The 17093-nt window shown below is 62.4% G+C and carries 17 protein-coding genes and 1 tRNA gene; 7 read left to right on the top strand and 11 right to left on the bottom strand.

The annotated features are described in order from the left end of the window. Nucleotides 1–4: 4 nt before the first annotated feature. Nucleotides 5–1438, top strand: a complete 1434-nt coding sequence (locus RA21_RS06720) for a sulfotransferase family 2 domain-containing protein (RefSeq protein WP_039147468.1) — start codon at nt 5–7, stop codon at nt 1436–1438. A gap of 196 nt (nt 1439–1634) precedes the next feature. On the opposite strand, the gene RA21_RS06715 is transcribed toward RA21_RS06720, so the two are convergent. The 8 genes from RA21_RS06715 to RA21_RS06680 all read right to left on the bottom strand — a co-directional run bounded on the left by RA21_RS06715 (nt 1635) and on the right by RA21_RS06680 (nt 6698). After that, nucleotides 1635–2099, bottom strand: coding sequence for a PTS sugar transporter subunit IIA (locus RA21_RS06715; RefSeq protein ID WP_019297586.1), 465 nt, complete (start codon nt 2097–2099; stop codon nt 1635–1637). 52 nt (nt 2100–2151) lie between these two features. Next, nucleotides 2152–2709: a ribosome hibernation-promoting factor, HPF/YfiA family gene (gene hpf / locus RA21_RS06710; RefSeq protein WP_019297587.1), complete on the bottom strand. Its 558-nt coding sequence runs from the start codon at nt 2707–2709 to the stop codon at nt 2152–2154. Between the two features lie 268 nt (nt 2710–2977). After that, nucleotides 2978–3736 (bottom strand): LPS export ABC transporter ATP-binding protein, encoded by a 759-nt coding sequence (gene lptB / locus RA21_RS06705; RefSeq protein WP_019297588.1) that lies wholly within the window; start codon nt 3734–3736, stop codon nt 2978–2980. Further along, nucleotides 3736–4188: a lipopolysaccharide transport periplasmic protein LptA gene (gene lptA / locus RA21_RS06700; RefSeq protein ID WP_241477386.1), complete on the bottom strand. Its 453-nt coding sequence runs from the start codon at nt 4186–4188 to the stop codon at nt 3736–3738. Before lptA ends, lptB begins: the two co-directional genes overlap by 1 nt. A gap of 63 nt (nt 4189–4251) precedes the next feature. After that, the gene (gene lptC / locus RA21_RS06695; protein ID WP_019297590.1) at nt 4252–4851 is read right to left on the bottom strand and encodes an LPS export ABC transporter periplasmic protein LptC; all 600 of its coding nucleotides are present in this window, start codon (nt 4849–4851) and stop codon (nt 4252–4254) included. Nucleotides 4852–4873: 22 nt separating this feature from the next. Continuing rightward, nucleotides 4874–5842, bottom strand: a complete 969-nt coding sequence (locus RA21_RS06690) for a KpsF/GutQ family sugar-phosphate isomerase (protein ID WP_039147466.1) — start codon at nt 5840–5842, stop codon at nt 4874–4876. Further along, entirely contained in the window at nt 5839–6453 is a 615-nt protein-coding gene (locus tag RA21_RS06685; RefSeq protein ID WP_039147465.1) for a ribonuclease D, read from the bottom strand. The genes RA21_RS06690 and RA21_RS06685 overlap by 4 nt, the downstream gene beginning before the upstream one ends. Before the next feature lie 158 nt (nt 6454–6611). Next, nucleotides 6612–6698 (bottom strand) — tRNA-Leu (locus RA21_RS06680). Between the two features lie 253 nt (nt 6699–6951). On the opposite strand from RA21_RS06680, the gene RA21_RS06675 reads away from it, so the two are divergent. Both RA21_RS06675 and RA21_RS06670 read left to right on the top strand, forming a co-directional pair. Further along, complete coding sequence (locus RA21_RS06675) at nt 6952–9141, top strand: dehydrogenase E1 component subunit alpha/beta (protein ID WP_039147464.1); 2190 nt, start codon at nt 6952–6954, stop codon at nt 9139–9141. Continuing rightward, the gene (locus RA21_RS06670) at nt 9138–10172 is read left to right on the top strand and encodes an acyl carrier protein (protein WP_039147463.1); all 1035 of its coding nucleotides are present in this window, start codon (nt 9138–9140) and stop codon (nt 10170–10172) included. The genes RA21_RS06675 and RA21_RS06670 overlap by 4 nt, the downstream gene beginning before the upstream one ends. A gap of 56 nt (nt 10173–10228) precedes the next feature. Here RA21_RS06670 and RA21_RS06665 read toward each other — a convergent pair whose 3' ends face one another. The 3 genes from RA21_RS06665 to RA21_RS06655 form a co-directional block, all read right to left on the bottom strand. Beyond that, nucleotides 10229–11803 (bottom strand): DUF427 domain-containing protein, encoded by a 1575-nt coding sequence (locus RA21_RS06665; protein ID WP_052257607.1) that lies wholly within the window; start codon nt 11801–11803, stop codon nt 10229–10231. A gap of 140 nt (nt 11804–11943) precedes the next feature. Then, entirely contained in the window at nt 11944–12645 is a 702-nt protein-coding gene (locus tag RA21_RS06660; RefSeq protein WP_039147461.1) for a winged helix-turn-helix domain-containing protein, read from the bottom strand. Then, complete coding sequence (locus RA21_RS06655) at nt 12617–12910, bottom strand: hypothetical protein (protein ID WP_019297597.1); 294 nt, start codon at nt 12908–12910, stop codon at nt 12617–12619. The genes RA21_RS06660 and RA21_RS06655 overlap by 29 nt, the downstream gene beginning before the upstream one ends. A gap of 157 nt (nt 12911–13067) precedes the next feature. On the opposite strand from RA21_RS06655, the gene RA21_RS06650 reads away from it, so the two are divergent. From RA21_RS06650 to RA21_RS06635, 4 genes are all read left to right on the top strand, one after another. Continuing rightward, nucleotides 13068–13583, top strand: a complete 516-nt coding sequence (locus RA21_RS06650) for a hypothetical protein (RefSeq protein WP_039147460.1) — start codon at nt 13068–13070, stop codon at nt 13581–13583. Between the two features lie 97 nt (nt 13584–13680). Next, nucleotides 13681–14298: a ribonuclease HII gene (locus tag RA21_RS06645; protein WP_019297599.1), complete on the top strand. Its 618-nt coding sequence runs from the start codon at nt 13681–13683 to the stop codon at nt 14296–14298. A gap of 107 nt (nt 14299–14405) precedes the next feature. After that, the gene (locus tag RA21_RS06640) at nt 14406–15509 is read left to right on the top strand and encodes a site-specific DNA-methyltransferase (RefSeq protein ID WP_019297600.1); all 1104 of its coding nucleotides are present in this window, start codon (nt 14406–14408) and stop codon (nt 15507–15509) included. Between the two features lie 194 nt (nt 15510–15703). Then, the gene (locus tag RA21_RS06635) at nt 15704–17092 is read left to right on the top strand and encodes an adenylate/guanylate cyclase domain-containing protein (protein ID WP_039147459.1); all 1389 of its coding nucleotides are present in this window, start codon (nt 15704–15706) and stop codon (nt 17090–17092) included. The last annotated feature ends 1 nt before the right edge of the window (nt 17093 follow it).

Raw genomic sequence — 17093 nt, 5'->3', positions numbered from 1 at the left:
CCTGATGCCTTCTTCCTTTGATTACTTTGTTGTCTTTGCAGAAATGCGGACCGGCTCCAATTTCCTGGAGACCAACCTGAATGCCTTTGACGGGCTGGTCTGTCATGGCGAGGCTTTCAATCCGCATTTTATCGGCTATCCCAACAGCACGGACATCCTGGGCGTGACCCGGTCCATGCGGGAAGCAGACCCGGCGCGGCTGGTCCGGAAGATCAAGGAAGACCCGCGCGCGCTGGGGGGCTTCCGCTACTTCCACGATCATGACCCGCGGGTGCTGGACCTGATGCTGGAGGATCCGCGCTGTGCCAAGATCATCCTGACCCGCAATCCGCTGGACAGTTATGTGTCGTGGAAAATTGCCAAGGAGACCGGCCAGTGGAAGCTGACCGATGTGAAGCGGCGCAAGGATGCCAAGGCGCGGTTTGACGCGGCGGAGTTTGCAGCTCATGTGGGCGCGCTGCAGGATTTCCAGGTCACACTGCTGAACAGGCTGCAGGCGCTGGGCCAGACAGCGTTTTATGTGGCCTATGAGGACCTGCAGAGCGTTGAGGTGATGAACGGGCTGGCCCGGTGGCTGGGGGTGCCGCACCAGTTGGAAGCTCTGGATGGCAGCCTCAAGCGGCAGAACCCGGCGCCGGTGCTGGCCAAGGTTGCCAATCCTGAGGAGATGCAGGAGGCGCTGGCCGGCATGGACCGGTTCAACCTGACCCGGACTCCGAACTTCGAGCCGCGCCGCGGCCCGGCCGTGCCAGGATATGCGGCAGGGGTGGTGACACCGCTCTTGTACCTGCCGCTGAAAGGCGGGCCGGAGGCGGAGGTGGTACGCTGGATGGCCGGGCTGGACCACGTGGCACCAGAGGGGCTGATCCAGGGCATGAACCAGAAACAGCTGCGCCAATGGAAGCGCGGCAACAAGGGGTTTCGCAGCTTTACGGTGCTGCGCCACCCGGCGGCGCGGGCCCATGCGGTGTTCTGCCGCCGGATCCTGAATGCAGGCGAGGGCAGCTACCGGCAGATCCGCAATACGCTGCGGCGGCAGTTTGGCTTGCCGTTGCCGGAGCAAGGGCCGGACGCGGGCTATTCCCGGTCGCAGCACCGGGAAGCATTTACCGGATTTCTGGAGTTTGTGAGGTCCAGCCTGGCCGGGCAGACCTCAGTCCGGCTGGATGCGGAATGGGCAACCCAGAGCCAGGCTTTGGCCGGATTTGCCGAACTGGGTCCGCCGGATTTGCTGATCCGCGAAGAGGAAATGGGCGAGGATCTGGTGGCGCTGGCCCGCAAACTGGGCCGGATGGAGCCGGGTGCAGTGCCTGAAGCAGAGCCGGAAACGCCGTTTGCACTGGCGGATATTTATGATGCGGAACTGGAGGCGCTGATCGCCTCGGTTTACCAGCGTGACTACTTGGCCTTTGGGTTCGGGCCCTGGCGGCAGGGCTGACCCTTCCGTTCCCGCTGCAAACTCAGTACTCCCGCGCCCGCCGGATGTTCAGCAGGCTGACCAGCCGGAACGGCCTTGGGCCGGGCGCCGCACGGGGTGCGGCGCGGGATTGGCGCTCTGCCTGCCGGTTTTCAAGAACACATGCCCTGCGGCCGCTGTTGCGCGCCGGAGCCGTAGCATCGTCGATGCCCGTGCCTCAGGCCGCCTGGACGGACTGGCCTTCTGTCAGGATGGTGTAGAGCGTGGCCGGGTCGTGATTGGCCCGCAGCTTGGTGCAGAAGCTTTGCTCCCGCAGGGTGCGCGACACCAGCGCCAGCGCCTTCAGATGTTCGACACCGGCGTCTTCGGGCGCAAACAGGGCAAATGCGATGTCCACCGGCTGGCGGTCAACCGCGCCGAAATCCAGTGGTTTCTCCAGGATCAGGAATGTGCCGCAGACCTCGCTGATGGTGTCGAGCCGGGCATGCGGAAGAGCCACGCCGTGGCCGACACCGGTGGGACCGAGGCTTTCACGGTCCAGCAGCGCTTCGAGTGTGGGCTGGGCATCCAGCCCGTAGGCGGATTGAGCGACCTCTGCGATTTCCTGAAACAAGCGCTTCTTGCTTGAGACCGCTCCGATTACCCGGACGGCCTCTGGCTTGAGGATGCTGGAAATCTGCATGTGTCTGCTCCGTTCCGGCGCCCCTGCGGGGGCGCCGATGCCTTAAGTGTGTTTACGGATCGATCCAGCCGATGTTGCCGTCTTCACGGCGGTAGACCACGTTCAATCCGTCTTTGCCCTCATTGCGGAAGACCAGCACCGGTGCGCCTGCCAGCTCCATCTGCATCACTGCTTCCCCGACAGACAGGGAGGGGATGCGGGTCTCCATTTCGGCGACGATGATCGGCTGCAGCGAGTCCGGTTCGGAATCCGCTTCCTCAGAGGCGAGGATATACGAGTTGGCGCCCAGATGTTCAACCGGCTCGCTGCGGTCCTTGTGGTGATCCTTGAGACGGCGCTTGTAGCGGCGCAGCTGCTTTTCCATTTTCTCGCAGCAGGCATCAAAGGCCGCATAGATTTCGGTTTCGTGGGCTTTCGCCTGAGCACTCAGCCCGGTCGACAGATGGACGGTGGCTTCACACACATATTCATGCGCCGAACGGGAAAAGACCACAGTCGCGTCGGTGGGCCGTTCGGCGTATTTTTGAACGGCCGAACCGAGCTCGTTCTGCACATGAACCTGCAGAGCGTCGCCGATGTCGATCTGTTTGCCGCTGATTTTGTAACGCATGTGATCTCCTTCACAATTTATTGCGGCCGGGCCTGCCGCCAAGGCAATCCTTGGCGGTGTCACGTCAGGTCCGGAACCGGGGGGCAGGCCAGCGGTCCGGTTGCATCCGTCCGGGCCTTGTCGCCAAGGCTGGTGTTCGGACTGCATCGGACTGCGCGTATGCCATGGGTCAATTCCACGGCAAGACAGCGGGAGAGTCAATGGATAACGCGAAAAAAGAAGCCTGGGTTTGCGGCGGTTATTTGCTGCCGCGGAGGCGTGAAAAGGATCAGGAAATACGGAAGTTGTCGCCCAGGTAAACGCGGCGCACGTTCTCGTTTTCCACCACTTCTTCGGGGCTGCCGGACATCAGCACCTGGCCGTCATGCAGGATGTAGGCGCGGTCCACAATCTCCAGCGTCTCGCGCACGTTGTGGTCCGTGATCAGCACCCCGATACCGCGTTTCTTGAGGTCTGCGACCAGGTGGCGGATGTCTCCGACCGAGATCGGGTCGACGCCGGCAAAGGGTTCGTCGAGCAGCAAGTACTTGGGGTCGGCGGCCAGGCAGCGGGCGATTTCCACCCGGCGTCTTTCACCGCCCGACAGTGCCAGCGCGGGGGCGCGGCGAAGGTGTTCGATGGAGAAGTCTGACAGCAGTTCTTCAAGCCGTTCGCGGCGCTTGTGCTCGTGCTTTTGCGAGATGTCCAGAACGGCAGAGATGTTGTCCTCCACCGAAAGGCCGCGGAAGATCGACATTTCCTGCGGCAGGTAGCCGATGCCCAGGCGCGCGCGCCGGTACATCGGCAGGCCGGTCACGTTCTGGCCGTCGATGCTGACGGTGCCGGCCTCCGGAAACACCAGCCCGGCAATGGTGTAGAAACTGGTGGTCTTGCCGGAGCCGTTGGGACCGAGCAGCGCCACCACCTCGCCGCGGTTCAGGGACATGGAGACATCCCGGATCACCACCTTCTTGCGGTAGGATTTGCGCAGCCGTTCGATGCGCAGCCCGGAGGAGCCCTCGGTCACTTTCAGGTCCGGTTTCGCCATCAGTTGCTGCCGCCGTTTGGATTGAGGATGGTTTTCACCCGGCCGGCCATGCGGGCAGTGCCCGAGGTGAGGTTCACCTCCAGCCGGTTGGAGGCCAGGGTGCCGTTTTCCTGATTGAGCAGCACATTTCCGGTCATCACGATGGTGCCGCGGTCGATGGTGTATTCGGCGCGCTGCGCCTCGGCTGCGTCCGGGCCGCTGACCAGGATCACATTGCCGGTGGCCTCCAGCCGTTCGATCCCGGCCTCGCCGCCGCTTTCGCCTGCCGTTTTGTAGATCACCAGAACCTTGTCGGCAGAGAGCCGCATGATACCCTGCACGATCAGGACGTTGCCGGTGAATTCGGCGGAGCCGTCTGCCTGGTTCACTGCCAGATTGTCGGCCGTGACCTCAACCGGCTGGCTGGGGTCGGCCTTGACGGCGCCAAAGGCGACGGAGGCCGTTTGTGCCATTAAGAGGCCGGGAAGCACCGCAAGGGGCAGGCAGAAAATCAATGCGCGCAAATAGGACACAGGTTATCTTTCCGGTTGCTGGGGATCATATAGCAGCTTCACCCCGTTTTTGAACACCATATGGACCGGGCCGCCCTCTGTTTTTGCACGGATCTGCATGTTACCTGCGGTCAATTCGCCGATAACACCGGTTGCGCGGACCGGACCGGGGCTGCTGGCTTCCAGTCCGCTGAGGGCTGTATTGAGCTCTTCCGTCTCGACGATCAGGCCGTCCGCAGAGGTGATGGTCACATGGCCGGTAAACCGCGCCATATCCTGGCCGGGGTGGATGGCACCGGAGTCGGAGGCAAGGGTGATCTTGCCGCCTTCCGCCAGTCTGAACTCCGCCGATAGGTCGCTTGCAACCGCGGGTGCGCCTTCGCCGCCCGGGCGGGCCAGTGCCGCTGTGACCATAATCTCATCACCCTTCGCGGTGGTGCCCGAGAAAAAGGGCGAGGTGACCTGCTGGCCTTTCATCCGGTCCTCGATATCCCTTTGCGCAAAGGGGATTACCGCATCGGTGTTTACGCCGCGGGAAATCAGGAACAGGGTCGACAGCAGGACCAGGGCGGCCAGCGGCAGCAGCACCTTGAGGTAGGCGACGGCTCTGGAATGGCTGTCCATAGTTTCCTTTCAGGCCCCCTTGTCAGCCCAATCCTGCACGCAGGCAGTCGTGGATGTGGAGAAGCCCCTCGGCCTTTTGCCCGTTGTCAGGATCGACCACAAACAGGCAGGTGATCTTGCGCTGGTTCATCACTGCGACGGCCTCTTGCGCCATTGCGCCGGGGGCAATGGTGGCCGGTCCAGTGGTCATGACCTCGGCCGCCGTCTTGTCCAGCAGCCCGTCCATGTGGCGGCGCAGGTCGCCGTCGGTGATAATGCCGGCGAGGGAGCCATCGGCGGCAGCAACGCCTGCCACGCCGAAGCCTTTCTGGCTGATTTCGATCAGCGCGTCGGCCATCGGGGTTGTCTCGGAAACCAGCGGCAGCGCGTCTTCTGCATGCATCAGGTCGCGCACCTTGCTGAGCTGGGCGCCGAGTTTGCCGCCCGGATGGAAATCGCGGAAATTCTCAGGGCGGAAATCGCGGTGTTTCATCAGCGCAATCGCCAGTGCGTCGCCCATTGCCAGCGTCAGCGTGGTGGAGATTGAGGGCACCATGCCAAAGCCGCAGGCCTCGCCCATCGAGGGGATCTGCAGGTGGACATCCGCCTGTTTCATCAGGGTGCTGTCCATTTTGCTGGAGAGCCCGATCAGCGGAATGGCAAAGCGGCGGGTGAAGGCCAGCAGGTTTGCCAGCTCCGGTGCCTCGCCCGAGTTGGAGATGGCCAGCACCACGTCGCCTTCCGACAGCATGCCCAAATCGCCGTGGCTGGCCTCGGCCGGGTGTACGAAATAAGCAGGCGTGCCGGTGGAGGCCAGCGTTGCCGCGATCTTGTGGCCGATGTGGCCGGACTTGCCGATGCCGCTGACGATGATGCGGCCCTTGGCCTTAAGGATCAGCCGCACGGCTTCGGCAAAACGCTCATCCAGGCCTTCGGCCATCGCGTTGAGTGCCTTGGCTTCATCGGTGATCACCTGACGGGCGGTGACGAGGAATTTTTCTGTATCGGTCATGAGTGGGCAAAGATGTCAGTTTCGGGCCATCCGGCCAGGTCCAGTTTGGCGCGCATGGGAAGGAAGTCGAAACAGGCCTGGGCCATTTCAGTGCGGCCTTCGCGGGCCAGGCGTTTATTCAGAGCATCGCGCAGCTTGTGCAGGTGCAGGACGTCGGAGGCCGCGTAGTCGAGCTGAGCCTCGGTCAGTTCTTCGGCGCCCCAGTCGCTCATCTGCTGCTGCTTGGAGATGTCGATGCCAATCAGTTCCTGGGTCAGGTTCTTGAGCCCGTGGCGGTCGGTGTAGGTGCGTACCAGGCGGCTGGCGATCTTGGTGCAGTAAACCGGTGCAGCCAAAGCGCCAAAGGCGTGGTACATCGCAGCGATGTCGAAGCGGCCGAAATGGAAGAGCTTCAGCACATTGGGATCTTCCAGCATCCGGCAAAGATTGGGGGCATCGGTCTGGCCGATTTCCACCTGCACGATATGGGCATTGCCGTCGCCACCGGACATCTGGATCACGCATAGACGGTCGCGGTGGGGGTTCAGACCCATGGTCTCGCAGTCAATGGCGACAACGGGACCGAGATCCAGCCCGTCGGGCAGGTCGCTCTTGTATAGGTAATTGGCCACTGGAATTCCCTTTTGATTTTCACCGCACCGGAGCTGTTGCAGAGGAAATAGGCGCTTTGGCCTGCAAACTCAACTGCGCGAAGACAGGCTGGTTTACGCGGGCCGATTATCCACGCAATGAGACCCGAAGGAGGCTGCGGATTGTCATTCTTGGGGAATGGTGCCCAGGAGAGGACTCGAACCTCCACGTCCATACGGACACTAGCACCTGAAGCTAGCGCGTCTACCAATTCCGCCACCTGGGCAGGTGTCGTGGAGAGGGCGTATAAGATGGTTTGCCGGGGCCGTCAAACGGAAAAGACGGGCAAAGCCAACAGTGGCGCGCGTATTGGTCTGCGGCCTTGGGCGTGCGCGCGGCACTTCCGGCCATTTTGTGACGATCCGGACTGATTGGCGGATTTGGCATTCCGTTTTGGAATGATGCCAGTACGCAAACTCATTGGCTTCACGTCCCGGATTCGCGGATAAGGACATGGTCAATCAGCGTAAGGAGGCCGCATGGACCGCGCCCAGATCGTGCATCAGAACTTCCTGGACCGGGTCAAGGCCGGGGAGCTCCCCGCAGGTGCTGCACCAAGCGGGACGCTGGCGGCGGCTGAGGCTGTTTTCACCTTTCGCGCGCAGGTGCTGAGCCGGGCGCTGGACCTGACCAGCCGGGACATGCAGAAAGCGGGGCAGGGGTTCTATACCATCGGCTCCTCCGGGCATGAGGGGATGGCAGCGGTGGCCCGCGCCCTGCGCCCCACTGATATGGCGTTTCTTCATTACCGGGATGCAGCGTTTCAGATTGCCCGCGCCGATCAGGTGCCGGGGCAGCGGATTGCCTGGGATATGTTGCTGTCCTTTGCCTGTTCTAGCGAAGACCCGACCTCGGGTGGGCGGCACAAGGTGCTGGGGTCCAAGGCGCTGATGATCCCGCCGCAGACCTCGACCATTGCCTCGCATCTGCCGAAGGCAGTGGGCGCAGCCTATTCCATCGGTGCCGCCAAACGGCACCAGCCGGAGCATCAGCTGCTGCCGGAGGATGCCATTGTCCTGTGTTCATTCGGCGATGCATCTGCCAACCACTCGACAGCGCAGGGAGCGTTCAACACGGCCGGCTGGACCTCGGTGCAGTCGACGCCGCTGCCCTTGCTGTTTGTCTGCGAGGACAACGGTATCGGTATTTCGACCAAGACGCCGAAAGGCTGGATCGAGGCCTCGATGGCGGGGCGGCCCGGCATCAAGTATTTCAAGGCGGACGGGCTGGATATCTACAACGCCTACGCGGTGGCGCAGGAGGCGGCGGAGTATGTGCGCACGCGCAAGAAGCCGGCGTTCCTGCATTTGCGCACCGTGCGCCTGTACGGTCATGCCGGGGCGGATGTGCCGACGACCTATATGGCCAAGGCCGAGGTGGAGGCGGATGAGGCCAATGATCCGCTGCTGCATTCGGTGCGGCTGCTGGATGAGGCGGGGGCGCTGCGTCCCGAGGACGCGCTGAAGATCTACCAGGACACCTGCGCGCGGGTGGAGCGGATCCGGGCTGAGGCGGTGACCCGGCCGCATTTGCGGACGGCTAACGATGTCGTGGCCAGCCTGATCCCGCCCAAGCGGGAGTGTGCGCCCACCAATGGCCCCAGTGCCGAGGCACGCGCCGCGGCCTTTGGCAGCGACATGCGGGCAATGGAAGAGCCGCAGCCGATGTCGCGCCTGATCAACTGGGCGCTGACCGACCTGATGCTGGAGCACGGCGAAATCGTCATGATGGGCGAGGATGTGGGCCGCAAGGGCGGGGTCTATGGCGTCAGCCAGAAGCTGCAGCAGCGGTTCGGGCCGGACCGGGTGATCGACACATTGCTGGATGAGCAGTCAATCCTGGGGCTGGCGATCGGGATGGGGCACAACGGGTTCCTGCCGATCCCGGAAATCCAGTTCCTTGCCTATCTGCACAACGCCGAGGACCAGCTGCGCGGCGAGGCGGCGACGCTGCCGTTCTTCTCCAACGGACAGTTTTCCAATCCGATGGTGCTGCGGATTGCCGGGCTGGGGTACCAGAAGGGGTTTGGCGGCCATTTCCACAACGACAATTCGCTGGCGGTGCTGCGCGATATTCCGGGGCTGGTGATTGCCTGCCCGTCGGACGGGGCGGAGGCTGCGATGATGATGCGCGAGGCAGTACGGCTGGCGCGCGAGGAGCAGCGGGTGGTGGTCTTTGTCGAGCCAATTGCGCTGTATCCGATGCGGGACCTGCATGAGGCGAAAGATGGCGGCTGGATGCGCAGCTATCCCTCTCCGGACCGCCGCATCGGCTTGGGCGAGGTTGGCGTGCATGGGGAGGGCAGCGATCTGGCGATCGTGACCTATGGCAACGGGCGCTACCTGTCGGCCCAGGCGCAGGCGGAGCTGGCGGCGCAGGGCGTGGATGCGCGGATCGTCGATTTGCGCTGGCTGGCGCCCCTGCCGGAGGCGGCGCTGCTTGATGCGGTCGAGGGCTGCAAGAACGTGCTGATCGTCGATGAATGCCGTGTCACCGGCAGCCAGTCCGAGGCGCTGATGGCGCTGTTTTCTGAACAGAGCGATATCCCAACCGCCAGGATAGCCGCCAGCGACTGCTTCATTGCTACCGGGCCGGCCTATGGCGCGACGCTGCCATCGAAGGACAGCATTGTTGCGGCCGCATTGCAGCTGGCAGGAGGCAAGAAATGACCCGCACTGCCGTTCTGATCTGCCCGGGCCGGGGAACCTACAACAAGGCGGAGCTGGGGTATCTGCACCGCCATCATGCGGACAAGGCGGCGCTGTTTGCGGGTTTTGACGCGCAGCGCCGGGACGCCGGGCAGGAAGAGGTCACCGCGCTGGACAGGGCCACGCGGTTTTCCGTGTCGAAATATTCGCGCGGGGATATTGCCTCGCCGCTGATCTACGCCTCGGCATTGGCGGATGCGCAGTCTCTGGCGGAGGACATCGAGGTGGTTGCTGTCACCGGCAATTCGATGGGCTGGTATATCGCACTGGCGGCGGGCGGGGCGCTGAGCGCTGATGACGGGTTCAAGATTGTGAACACCATGGGCACGCTGATGCAGGAGCAGCTGATCGGCGGCCAGCTGGTCTATCCCTTTGCTGGGCCGGACTGGCAGAACGACCCCGCGCGCAAGGCAGAGCTGCTGGCGCTGGCGGCAGAGATAAATGACCGCGAGAGGCATGACCTGGCGCTGTCGATTGATCTGGGCGGGATGCTGGTGCTGGCTGGGAACGAGGCCGGTCTGGCGGCGTTTGTGCGCGCGGTACCGGTGGTCGAGGAGCGGTTCCCGATGCGACTGGCCAACCACGCGGCGTTTCACACCAGCCTGCAGGCACCGGTGGCTGCGGAAGGGCGCAAGCGTCTGGGGCAAGGGATGTTCACCCAGCCAGAAGTGCCGCTGATCGACGGGCGCGGGCAGATCTGGTGGCCTGGTGCCACGGATACGCAGGCCTTGCGGGACTACACGTTGGGGCATCAGGTGGTGGAGCCCTATGATTTCACGCTTGCGGTGCAGAATGCCGCCCATGAATTTGCGCCGGATCTGTTCATCGTAACCGGTCCGGGCACCACGCTGGGCGGCGCGGTGGCGCAATCGCTGGTGCAGGCGGGCTGGCAGGGGATGACTTCCAAGGCGGATTTCAAGGCGCGCCAGGAGGAGGCGCCCCTGCTGGTTTCGATGGGGGATGCGGCGCAGCGGTCCCTGGCCGCGGGCTGATCGAGAGGCAAGCGGCGGCTGCGCCGCCCTTTACCCGGTGCTGAGCAAAGGCTGGGCTACTCGGCGGCTGCTTGGGATTTCCGGGCAGGCTGAATTGCAAAGCAGGTGACCGGCTGGGAGACATTGTGCAGGCTGACAGCGCCGAGCGAGACGCCCTGCGAGGTGTCGCCCAGGATGTCGCGGCTGACGACAATCGCGTGGTCGGCGGTTTTGCCGTAGTCGCCCAGCCGGGCGGCGATATTGGCGGCCTGGCCGATCACCGTGAAGTCCAGCCGCTCGCGCGAGCCGATGTTGCCGTAGGTCACACGGCCATAGGCAATGCCGATGGCGGCCTCGCAGCGGTGGCCGTCTTCTTCCTGGGCGATTTCCTCCAGCCGGGCAACGATGGCGCGGGCGCTGCCCAAGGCCTGGGTGCGCGCCTGTTCCGGGTCGCTGCCGGCCGGGAAGACGGCGAGTACAGCGTCACCGATGAATTTCAGCACCTCGCCGCCGTGATCGTGCACGATGGTAGAGGCGGTCTCGAAGAACTGGTTCAAGAGCGCGATGTAATCCCGGCGGCCCAGCTGTTCCTCCAGCCGGGTGGAGCCGCGCAGGTCGCAGAACATTATGGCGGCGTCGATCTCATCACCGTCACCGCGGCGGATCTCGCCGCCGAGCACCCGGGCGCCGGTGCGTTTGCCCACGTATGTCTCCAGCAGCGCTTGGGCGTTTTCGCGCTGCATGAAAATCTCGTAGTAGCGGGCGATCACCCCGGAGCATTCGAAAATCAGGCCCAGGTTGGCGGTGGAGAAACCATTCGGGTGATCGCTGGTCAGCGTCAGCACATTGATGCGCCCGTCGGAGAACCGCAGCGGCATCGCGACATAGTCGGTGGCGCCTTCCTTGCGCAGATCCTCAAGAATGGGAAAGGCATCGTCGGTGCAGCAGGCGTCCAGCCGGTGCCGCACCCCGCCCAGACCATTGGAGACATGGCGCAGCGGACTGTTCTGATACGCGGGATGGTCGTGGATTTCATAAGACGGCGCGTAGGTGGTAACCTCGCCGGTTTTCTTCTGCCAGATGTAGTTCTTGCCCGCGATCAGCGGGTGCAGCGACCAGGCCATGACCGACAGGCGGGACAGGTAGATACCCTGCTCGACAAACTTCTCTGCCAAGGCGGCGGTCAGCTCTTCCGGAGTTGCCACCATCGAGGCATCGCGCAGCAGCCAGTCGATCACCGGGCCGGAGATATTGCCGTAATCCGGCATCTCAACAGTGTTTCTGCCAAAGTCGAACTCAACTTCGGCGCCGGGCATGAAGCCGATGTGGCCGGAAATGGCGGCGGCCTCCGGCATTGCGTCTTCGTAGGCCCAGACGCCGTTTTGCACTGTGCTGCCGGGCAGCAGGATGTCGCGGTAGCTGGCGGTGCCCTTGAAGGGGCAGAAAGTTTGCAGGGGAGTATGGGCTGACAGCGGCGCGGTCACGTCTGCCGCGGGGAAGTAGACCGCCGGCGGGAGCCGGGTTTCGTACATCACCTTGGCATGTGAGCTTTGCGCCACAACTGTGCCGTTGCGCCGGGCGGTGACCAGGCCTTGCAGCGGTTCGACAACAATGCCGTAGCCCCGGTTGCGGGTCTGCACCTGTGTGTCCATCCCAGAGATCCTTGTCCTATGTGCCGTTCAGGCGGCGGAAACAGGACCGGCCGGCGCAGGCCGGTTCTGAACTATCTGGGGACTGTGCCGGAAAAATCCAGAGCCGGACACAGGATATTGAGCAGAACGGAGCGGAAGGGTCAGACCATGCGGATCACGTCCTTGCTGATGGCCAGCACATAGCCGCGCTTGGCAATGTTCTTCACCAGCAGTTCGCTGACCATCTGGTTCCCAAGGGTATCACGCAGGCGCTTGATCCGGGTGGCGCCGGCGGCCTCCTCGCAATCGGCGGAGGTGCGGCCGGAAATCACAGCCTCAATCTCGGCGCCGGACAGCACATCGTCGTCCAGCCGGGCCTCGGCCAGGACCGAGAGGGTTTCCATCGCGGCGGGTGTCAGCTTGAACCCCATGTTGTTTAGATAGACGGTGTTTTCATCGCGGCTGATCAGCAGCTCGTTCACCTGGATGCCGGAGCGTTCGATCTGGGCCATGCGGCGGTTCAGCATCACCAGCATGCCCAGAACTGCCAGCGCCGCCACCATCATCGCCGCGGCGAAGACCAGCAGCACAAAGATCACCATCCGGTAGCTGGTCAGCGTGTCGGCAAAGGCGGTGCCGGACTGTGCCAGGATTTCCAGCAGCTTGATCTCGGCCTGGGTGGTCAGGTCGTTTTCGATAAACAGCTGTTCGACCCGGGCGTTGAAGGCATTTGCATCGGGCAGCGTCAGCAGCAGCACCGTGCCGGCCGCGGCCAGAATTGCCACGATGACAGCGATGCCAAAGCCGATGACCTTGCTGCCGGCCGCACGGGCCTCAGAAACGGAGATAGTAGGGTCCGGCATTGGCCTTCCTTTGCTGCAGGCCTTCGGGGCCGAAGACGGAGAGGACATTCAGGAGCGTCCATCCAGCGGGTGCGATGCGGGCCTGGATTTCACCGCGGGCGGCCTGTTTCTGGCAGGCGCCGGAGAGCTGGATCACACCATAGTGCAGCCGCAGCGGGTTGTCCTGCTTGGCCTTGTAGTCGGCATAGCAGTCTGCGGCCAACACGGGCGAGGAAAGCGCCAGAAGGGCGGCCGCAAGGGCGGGGATCAGAAGGTGCTGTTTCATGGGGCCATCCTGCGTTCGCGGTGCGTGAAATTCAATAACCGCAGGGGGTTGGAGCAGCTGATATCTGATAACAACCCGCAGATATTGCCTGTCTGAAAGAGGCCGGGACAGGCTGGCGGCATCAAGTGTTCTGCATATTCAAAAGAAAGGTCCCGACATGACCCAGATTCACCGCCCCCAGCCGCACCGCAAATTCATTGCAATAATTGTCGCTGCCGCCATTGCCATTACCGGTTTCTCTGCGGCGCCTGCCCGCGCTGACGACGATGTCGCGAAAATCCTTGGTGGCCTGGCGCTGCTCGGGATCCTGGGCGCAGCCATCAAGCATTCCCGGGATCGGGATGACCGTACGGTGACCCGCACGTACAATCCGCCGCAGAACCATTCGCACGGCGGCAATAAGTACCGCGGGCACAACCGTCACGGCGGCCACGTCAAACCGTTGCCGCAATCTGTGCGCCGTTATGATCTGCCCGCGCATTGCGTCCGCTACTTCCCGCGCTACAGCCAGAACTATCCGCTGGCCGCAAAGCGCTGCCTGGACCGCAACTATGGCTACACGCACAAACTGCCGCGGGCCTGTAAGGTGACGTTCTGGAACGGCCAGCGCAACCGCACCGGCTTTAAACCCGGCTGCCTGAAAAGACATGGCTACCGGATGGTGAACCGGTGACCCGCACAACGGTTTCGAGCAGCAGCAAACTTGGGGGCTTCGGCCCCCTCTTTTTGTGCGGGTTGCATCCGGCGCCGGGATTGGCTTTGTCAGAACCATGACACAGCCAGATTACAGTCTCGAAATCGCAGCCCATGAAAAAGGGTTCCTTAGAATTGCAGGTGTGGATGAGGTGGGCCGCGGTCCGCTGGCCGGCCCGGTGACCGCTGCCGCGGTGGTTCTGGATATCAGCGCAATTCCTGAGGGTCTTAATGACTCCAAGAAACTGAGCCTGAAGAAGCGGGAGGCACTGGAGGGGGATATCCTGTCTTCGGCCCAAACGGCGATTGCTCATGCGACGGTTGAAGAGATTGATTCCCTGAACATTTTACGCGCATCGCATCTGGCAATGGAGCGCGCCGTAGCAGCGCTGGATCCGGCACCGGATTACCTGCTGATCGATGGCAACCTGATCCCCAAGGGACTGGCCTTGCCGGCTGAGGCCGTGGTGAAGGGCGATGCCAAATCGGTGTCGATCGCCGCAGCCTCGATCCTGGCGAAACTGGCTCGCGACCGGATCATGGTGGATTTGGCGCAACAGTTTCCGGGATATGGCTGGGAGAAAAACGCAGGCTACCCCTCGAAACAGCATCGGGATGCGCTAGTTCAGCTGGGGATAACCCCACATCATCGGCGCTCATTCAAACCGGTACACAATATCTTGTATCAAGAGTGAACCGTAAGGCGTTGTTGTAATAAACAAATTGACCTCGAATCCGCGATGACTCATCCTGTTGACAACCTAATGAGCGCAAAAATGCGCCGCGGTTATGAGGCAGAGCAATGAATAAAACCATGACAAAGGGCGCGGCAGCGCTCCCTTTAAACACGATTATTGGCGGTGACTGCGTCGAAGCGATGAACAGTCTGCCGGCCAATTCGGTTGATCTGATCTTTGCGGATCCGCCGTATAACCTGCAGCTGAAAGGCCAGCTGCACCGCCCTGACAACTCTAAAGTCGATGCTGTGGATGATCACTGGGACCAGTTTTCCAGCTTTGCGGCCTATGACCAGTTCACCCGTGAGTGGCTGAAGGCGGCGCGCCGGGTACTAAAGCCGAATGGCTCTATCTGGGTGATCGGTTCCTACCACAACATCTTCCGCGTTGGCGCCGTGCTGCAGGACGAAGGCTACTGGGTTCTGAACGACGTCATCTGGCGCAAGTCGAACCCGATGCCGAACTTCCGCGGCAAACGCTTCACCAACGCGCATGAGACGATGATCTGGGCGTCCAAGTCCGAGGGCGCGAAGTACACCTTCAACTACGAAGCGCTGAAGGCCCTGAACGAGGGCATCCAGATGCGCAGCGACTGGGTGCTGCCGATCTGCACCGGCCATGAGCGGCTGAAGGACGAAAACGGCGACAAGGCGCATCCGACGCAGAAGCCGGAATCGCTGCTGCACCGGATCCTGGTGGGCGCGACCAACCCGGGCGACGTGGTGCTGGATCCGTTCTTTGGCACCGGCACCACTGGCGCGGTCGCCAAGATGCTGGGCCGCGAATTCATCGGCATTGAACGTGAAGAAGCCTACCGCAAGGTAGCAGAGAAACGGATCAAGGCAGTGCGCAAGTTCGACCGCGAGGCGCTGGAGGTTTCCGCCAGCAAGCGCGCGGCGCCGCGGGTGCCCTTCGGCCAGCTGGTCGAGCGCGGCATGCTGCGCCCGGGTGAAGAGCTGTACTCGATGAACCGCCGCCACAAGGCGAAGGTGCGGGCAGACGGCACCCTGATCGGCGACAACATCAAGGGGTCCATCCATCAGGTCGGTGCGCATCTGGAGAATGCTCCGTCCTGCAACGGCTGGACCTACTGGTGCTTCAAGCGCGACGGCAAGACCGTGCCGATCGATGTGCTGCGCCAGCAGATCCGGGCGGAAATGCAGAACTGACGCCCCCGGAGCTATTCAGAACACAACAGTCTATTGCAGGTGCCTGTGCAAATTGCGCAGGCGCACACCTTGCCCCGCCTGGATCAGGCGGGGTTTTTTGCATGTTTGCGGCCTGATGGGCTATTCCCTGTTTGAGGCGAGGTGACTATCTGAAGCAGGAATGCTGCTGCAGCCAGCGGGAAGAGGGAGAACCAATGACCGATACGGCGTTTGCAACTGGAACCGGAGCTGCCAGAGCAGCAGAAGCAAGCAGCAAGGAGCTCTCTGCTGCGGAAGGCAGGTTTGCGGAAGCTGCTTTGGACGCGCACAAGCGGCGCGGGCTGCAGCTGGCTGTGCGGGCGCGTTGGATTGCGTTGCCGATAGTCGCGGTATTCATCGTCTTTCTGAATCCCGTTTGGAGTGTCCTTTACTACCACGGGCTTCTTGCGCTTCTGTGCCTGAACGGCTGGTTGATCAGCCGCGCCGGAAAGGTCGGCAAATCGAGGCTGGAGCTGTTCCTGATCTTTTTAGACCTGGCAATCATGACATTCGGGTTTATCGTGCCGAATCCCTTCGATTTCCGCGAAATTCCGGCGGCGATGCACTACAGGTTCGACAACTTTCAGTATTTCTTTATCATTCTTGCAGCGGGCACCATGGCCTATTCCTGGCGCACGGTGATTGCGATCGGAACCTGGACCGCGATGATGTGGCTGAGTACGCTGGGGCTGGTCTGGTGGTTCTCCAGCCCGGTTCCCGGCCTGACAGAGGCTGTTGGCGACGCCCTTAGTTTTGAGCCGGAACTGGCACTGTTCTTTGACCCTAACAGCTTTGTGGTCAAATTGCGAGTGCAGGAAGCGCTTGTTTTTGTGCTGGTGGCAGTGACGCTGGGTTTCTCGGTGCGCCGGTTCAACGGGCTTTTGCGCAGCAATGCCAGCCTGGAACGGGAGCGGGCGAACCTGTCGCGTTACTTTTCACCCAACGTGGTGGAACAGCTGTCCCAGAACGATGAGCCGCTGAAGCAGGTGCGCAGCGAGAACGTGGCGGTTCTGTTTATCGATATTATCGGCTTTACCCGGCTGTCAGCAGGCATGGATCCGCACGCGGTGATTGATCTTTTGCGTGAATTCCATGGCCGGATGGAGCGGGAGGTGTTCCGCCATCACGGCACGCTGGACAAGTATCTAGGAGACGGGCTGATGGCGACCTTTGGCACGCCGGTGGCTGGCAAGCAGGACGCCACGAATGCGCTGGCCTGCGCCCACGCGATGCGGGCTTCGCTTGCGAGATGGAACCGGGACCGTGCAAAACAGGGCAAGCCCGAGATCCGGGCCGGGATCGGTATTCATTATGGCGAGGCGTTGCTGGGTGATATCGGTGCCAACCGGCTGGAATATGCGGTCTTGGGCATGACTGTGAATATCGCCGCGCGGCTTGAGAACCTGACCCGCAAGCTGCAGGCCGGCATTGTTGTCAGTGAAACGATGGCCGCGCAAGTCAAGGCTGAGCTGGCAGGGCTGGACCTGCTGGACGGTGCAGCCCGCCATCCGGATCAGGAAGTGCGCGGGCTGGATCAGCCGATGACAGTTCTGGCCTGGGCTTGAC

The organism is Leisingera sp. ANG-DT, from assembly GCF_000813785.1.
Taxonomy (GTDB): domain Bacteria; phylum Pseudomonadota; class Alphaproteobacteria; order Rhodobacterales; family Rhodobacteraceae; genus Leisingera.
Note: the sequence above shows the minus strand (reverse complement) of the source record. Positions and strands in the feature narration are given on the sequence as shown.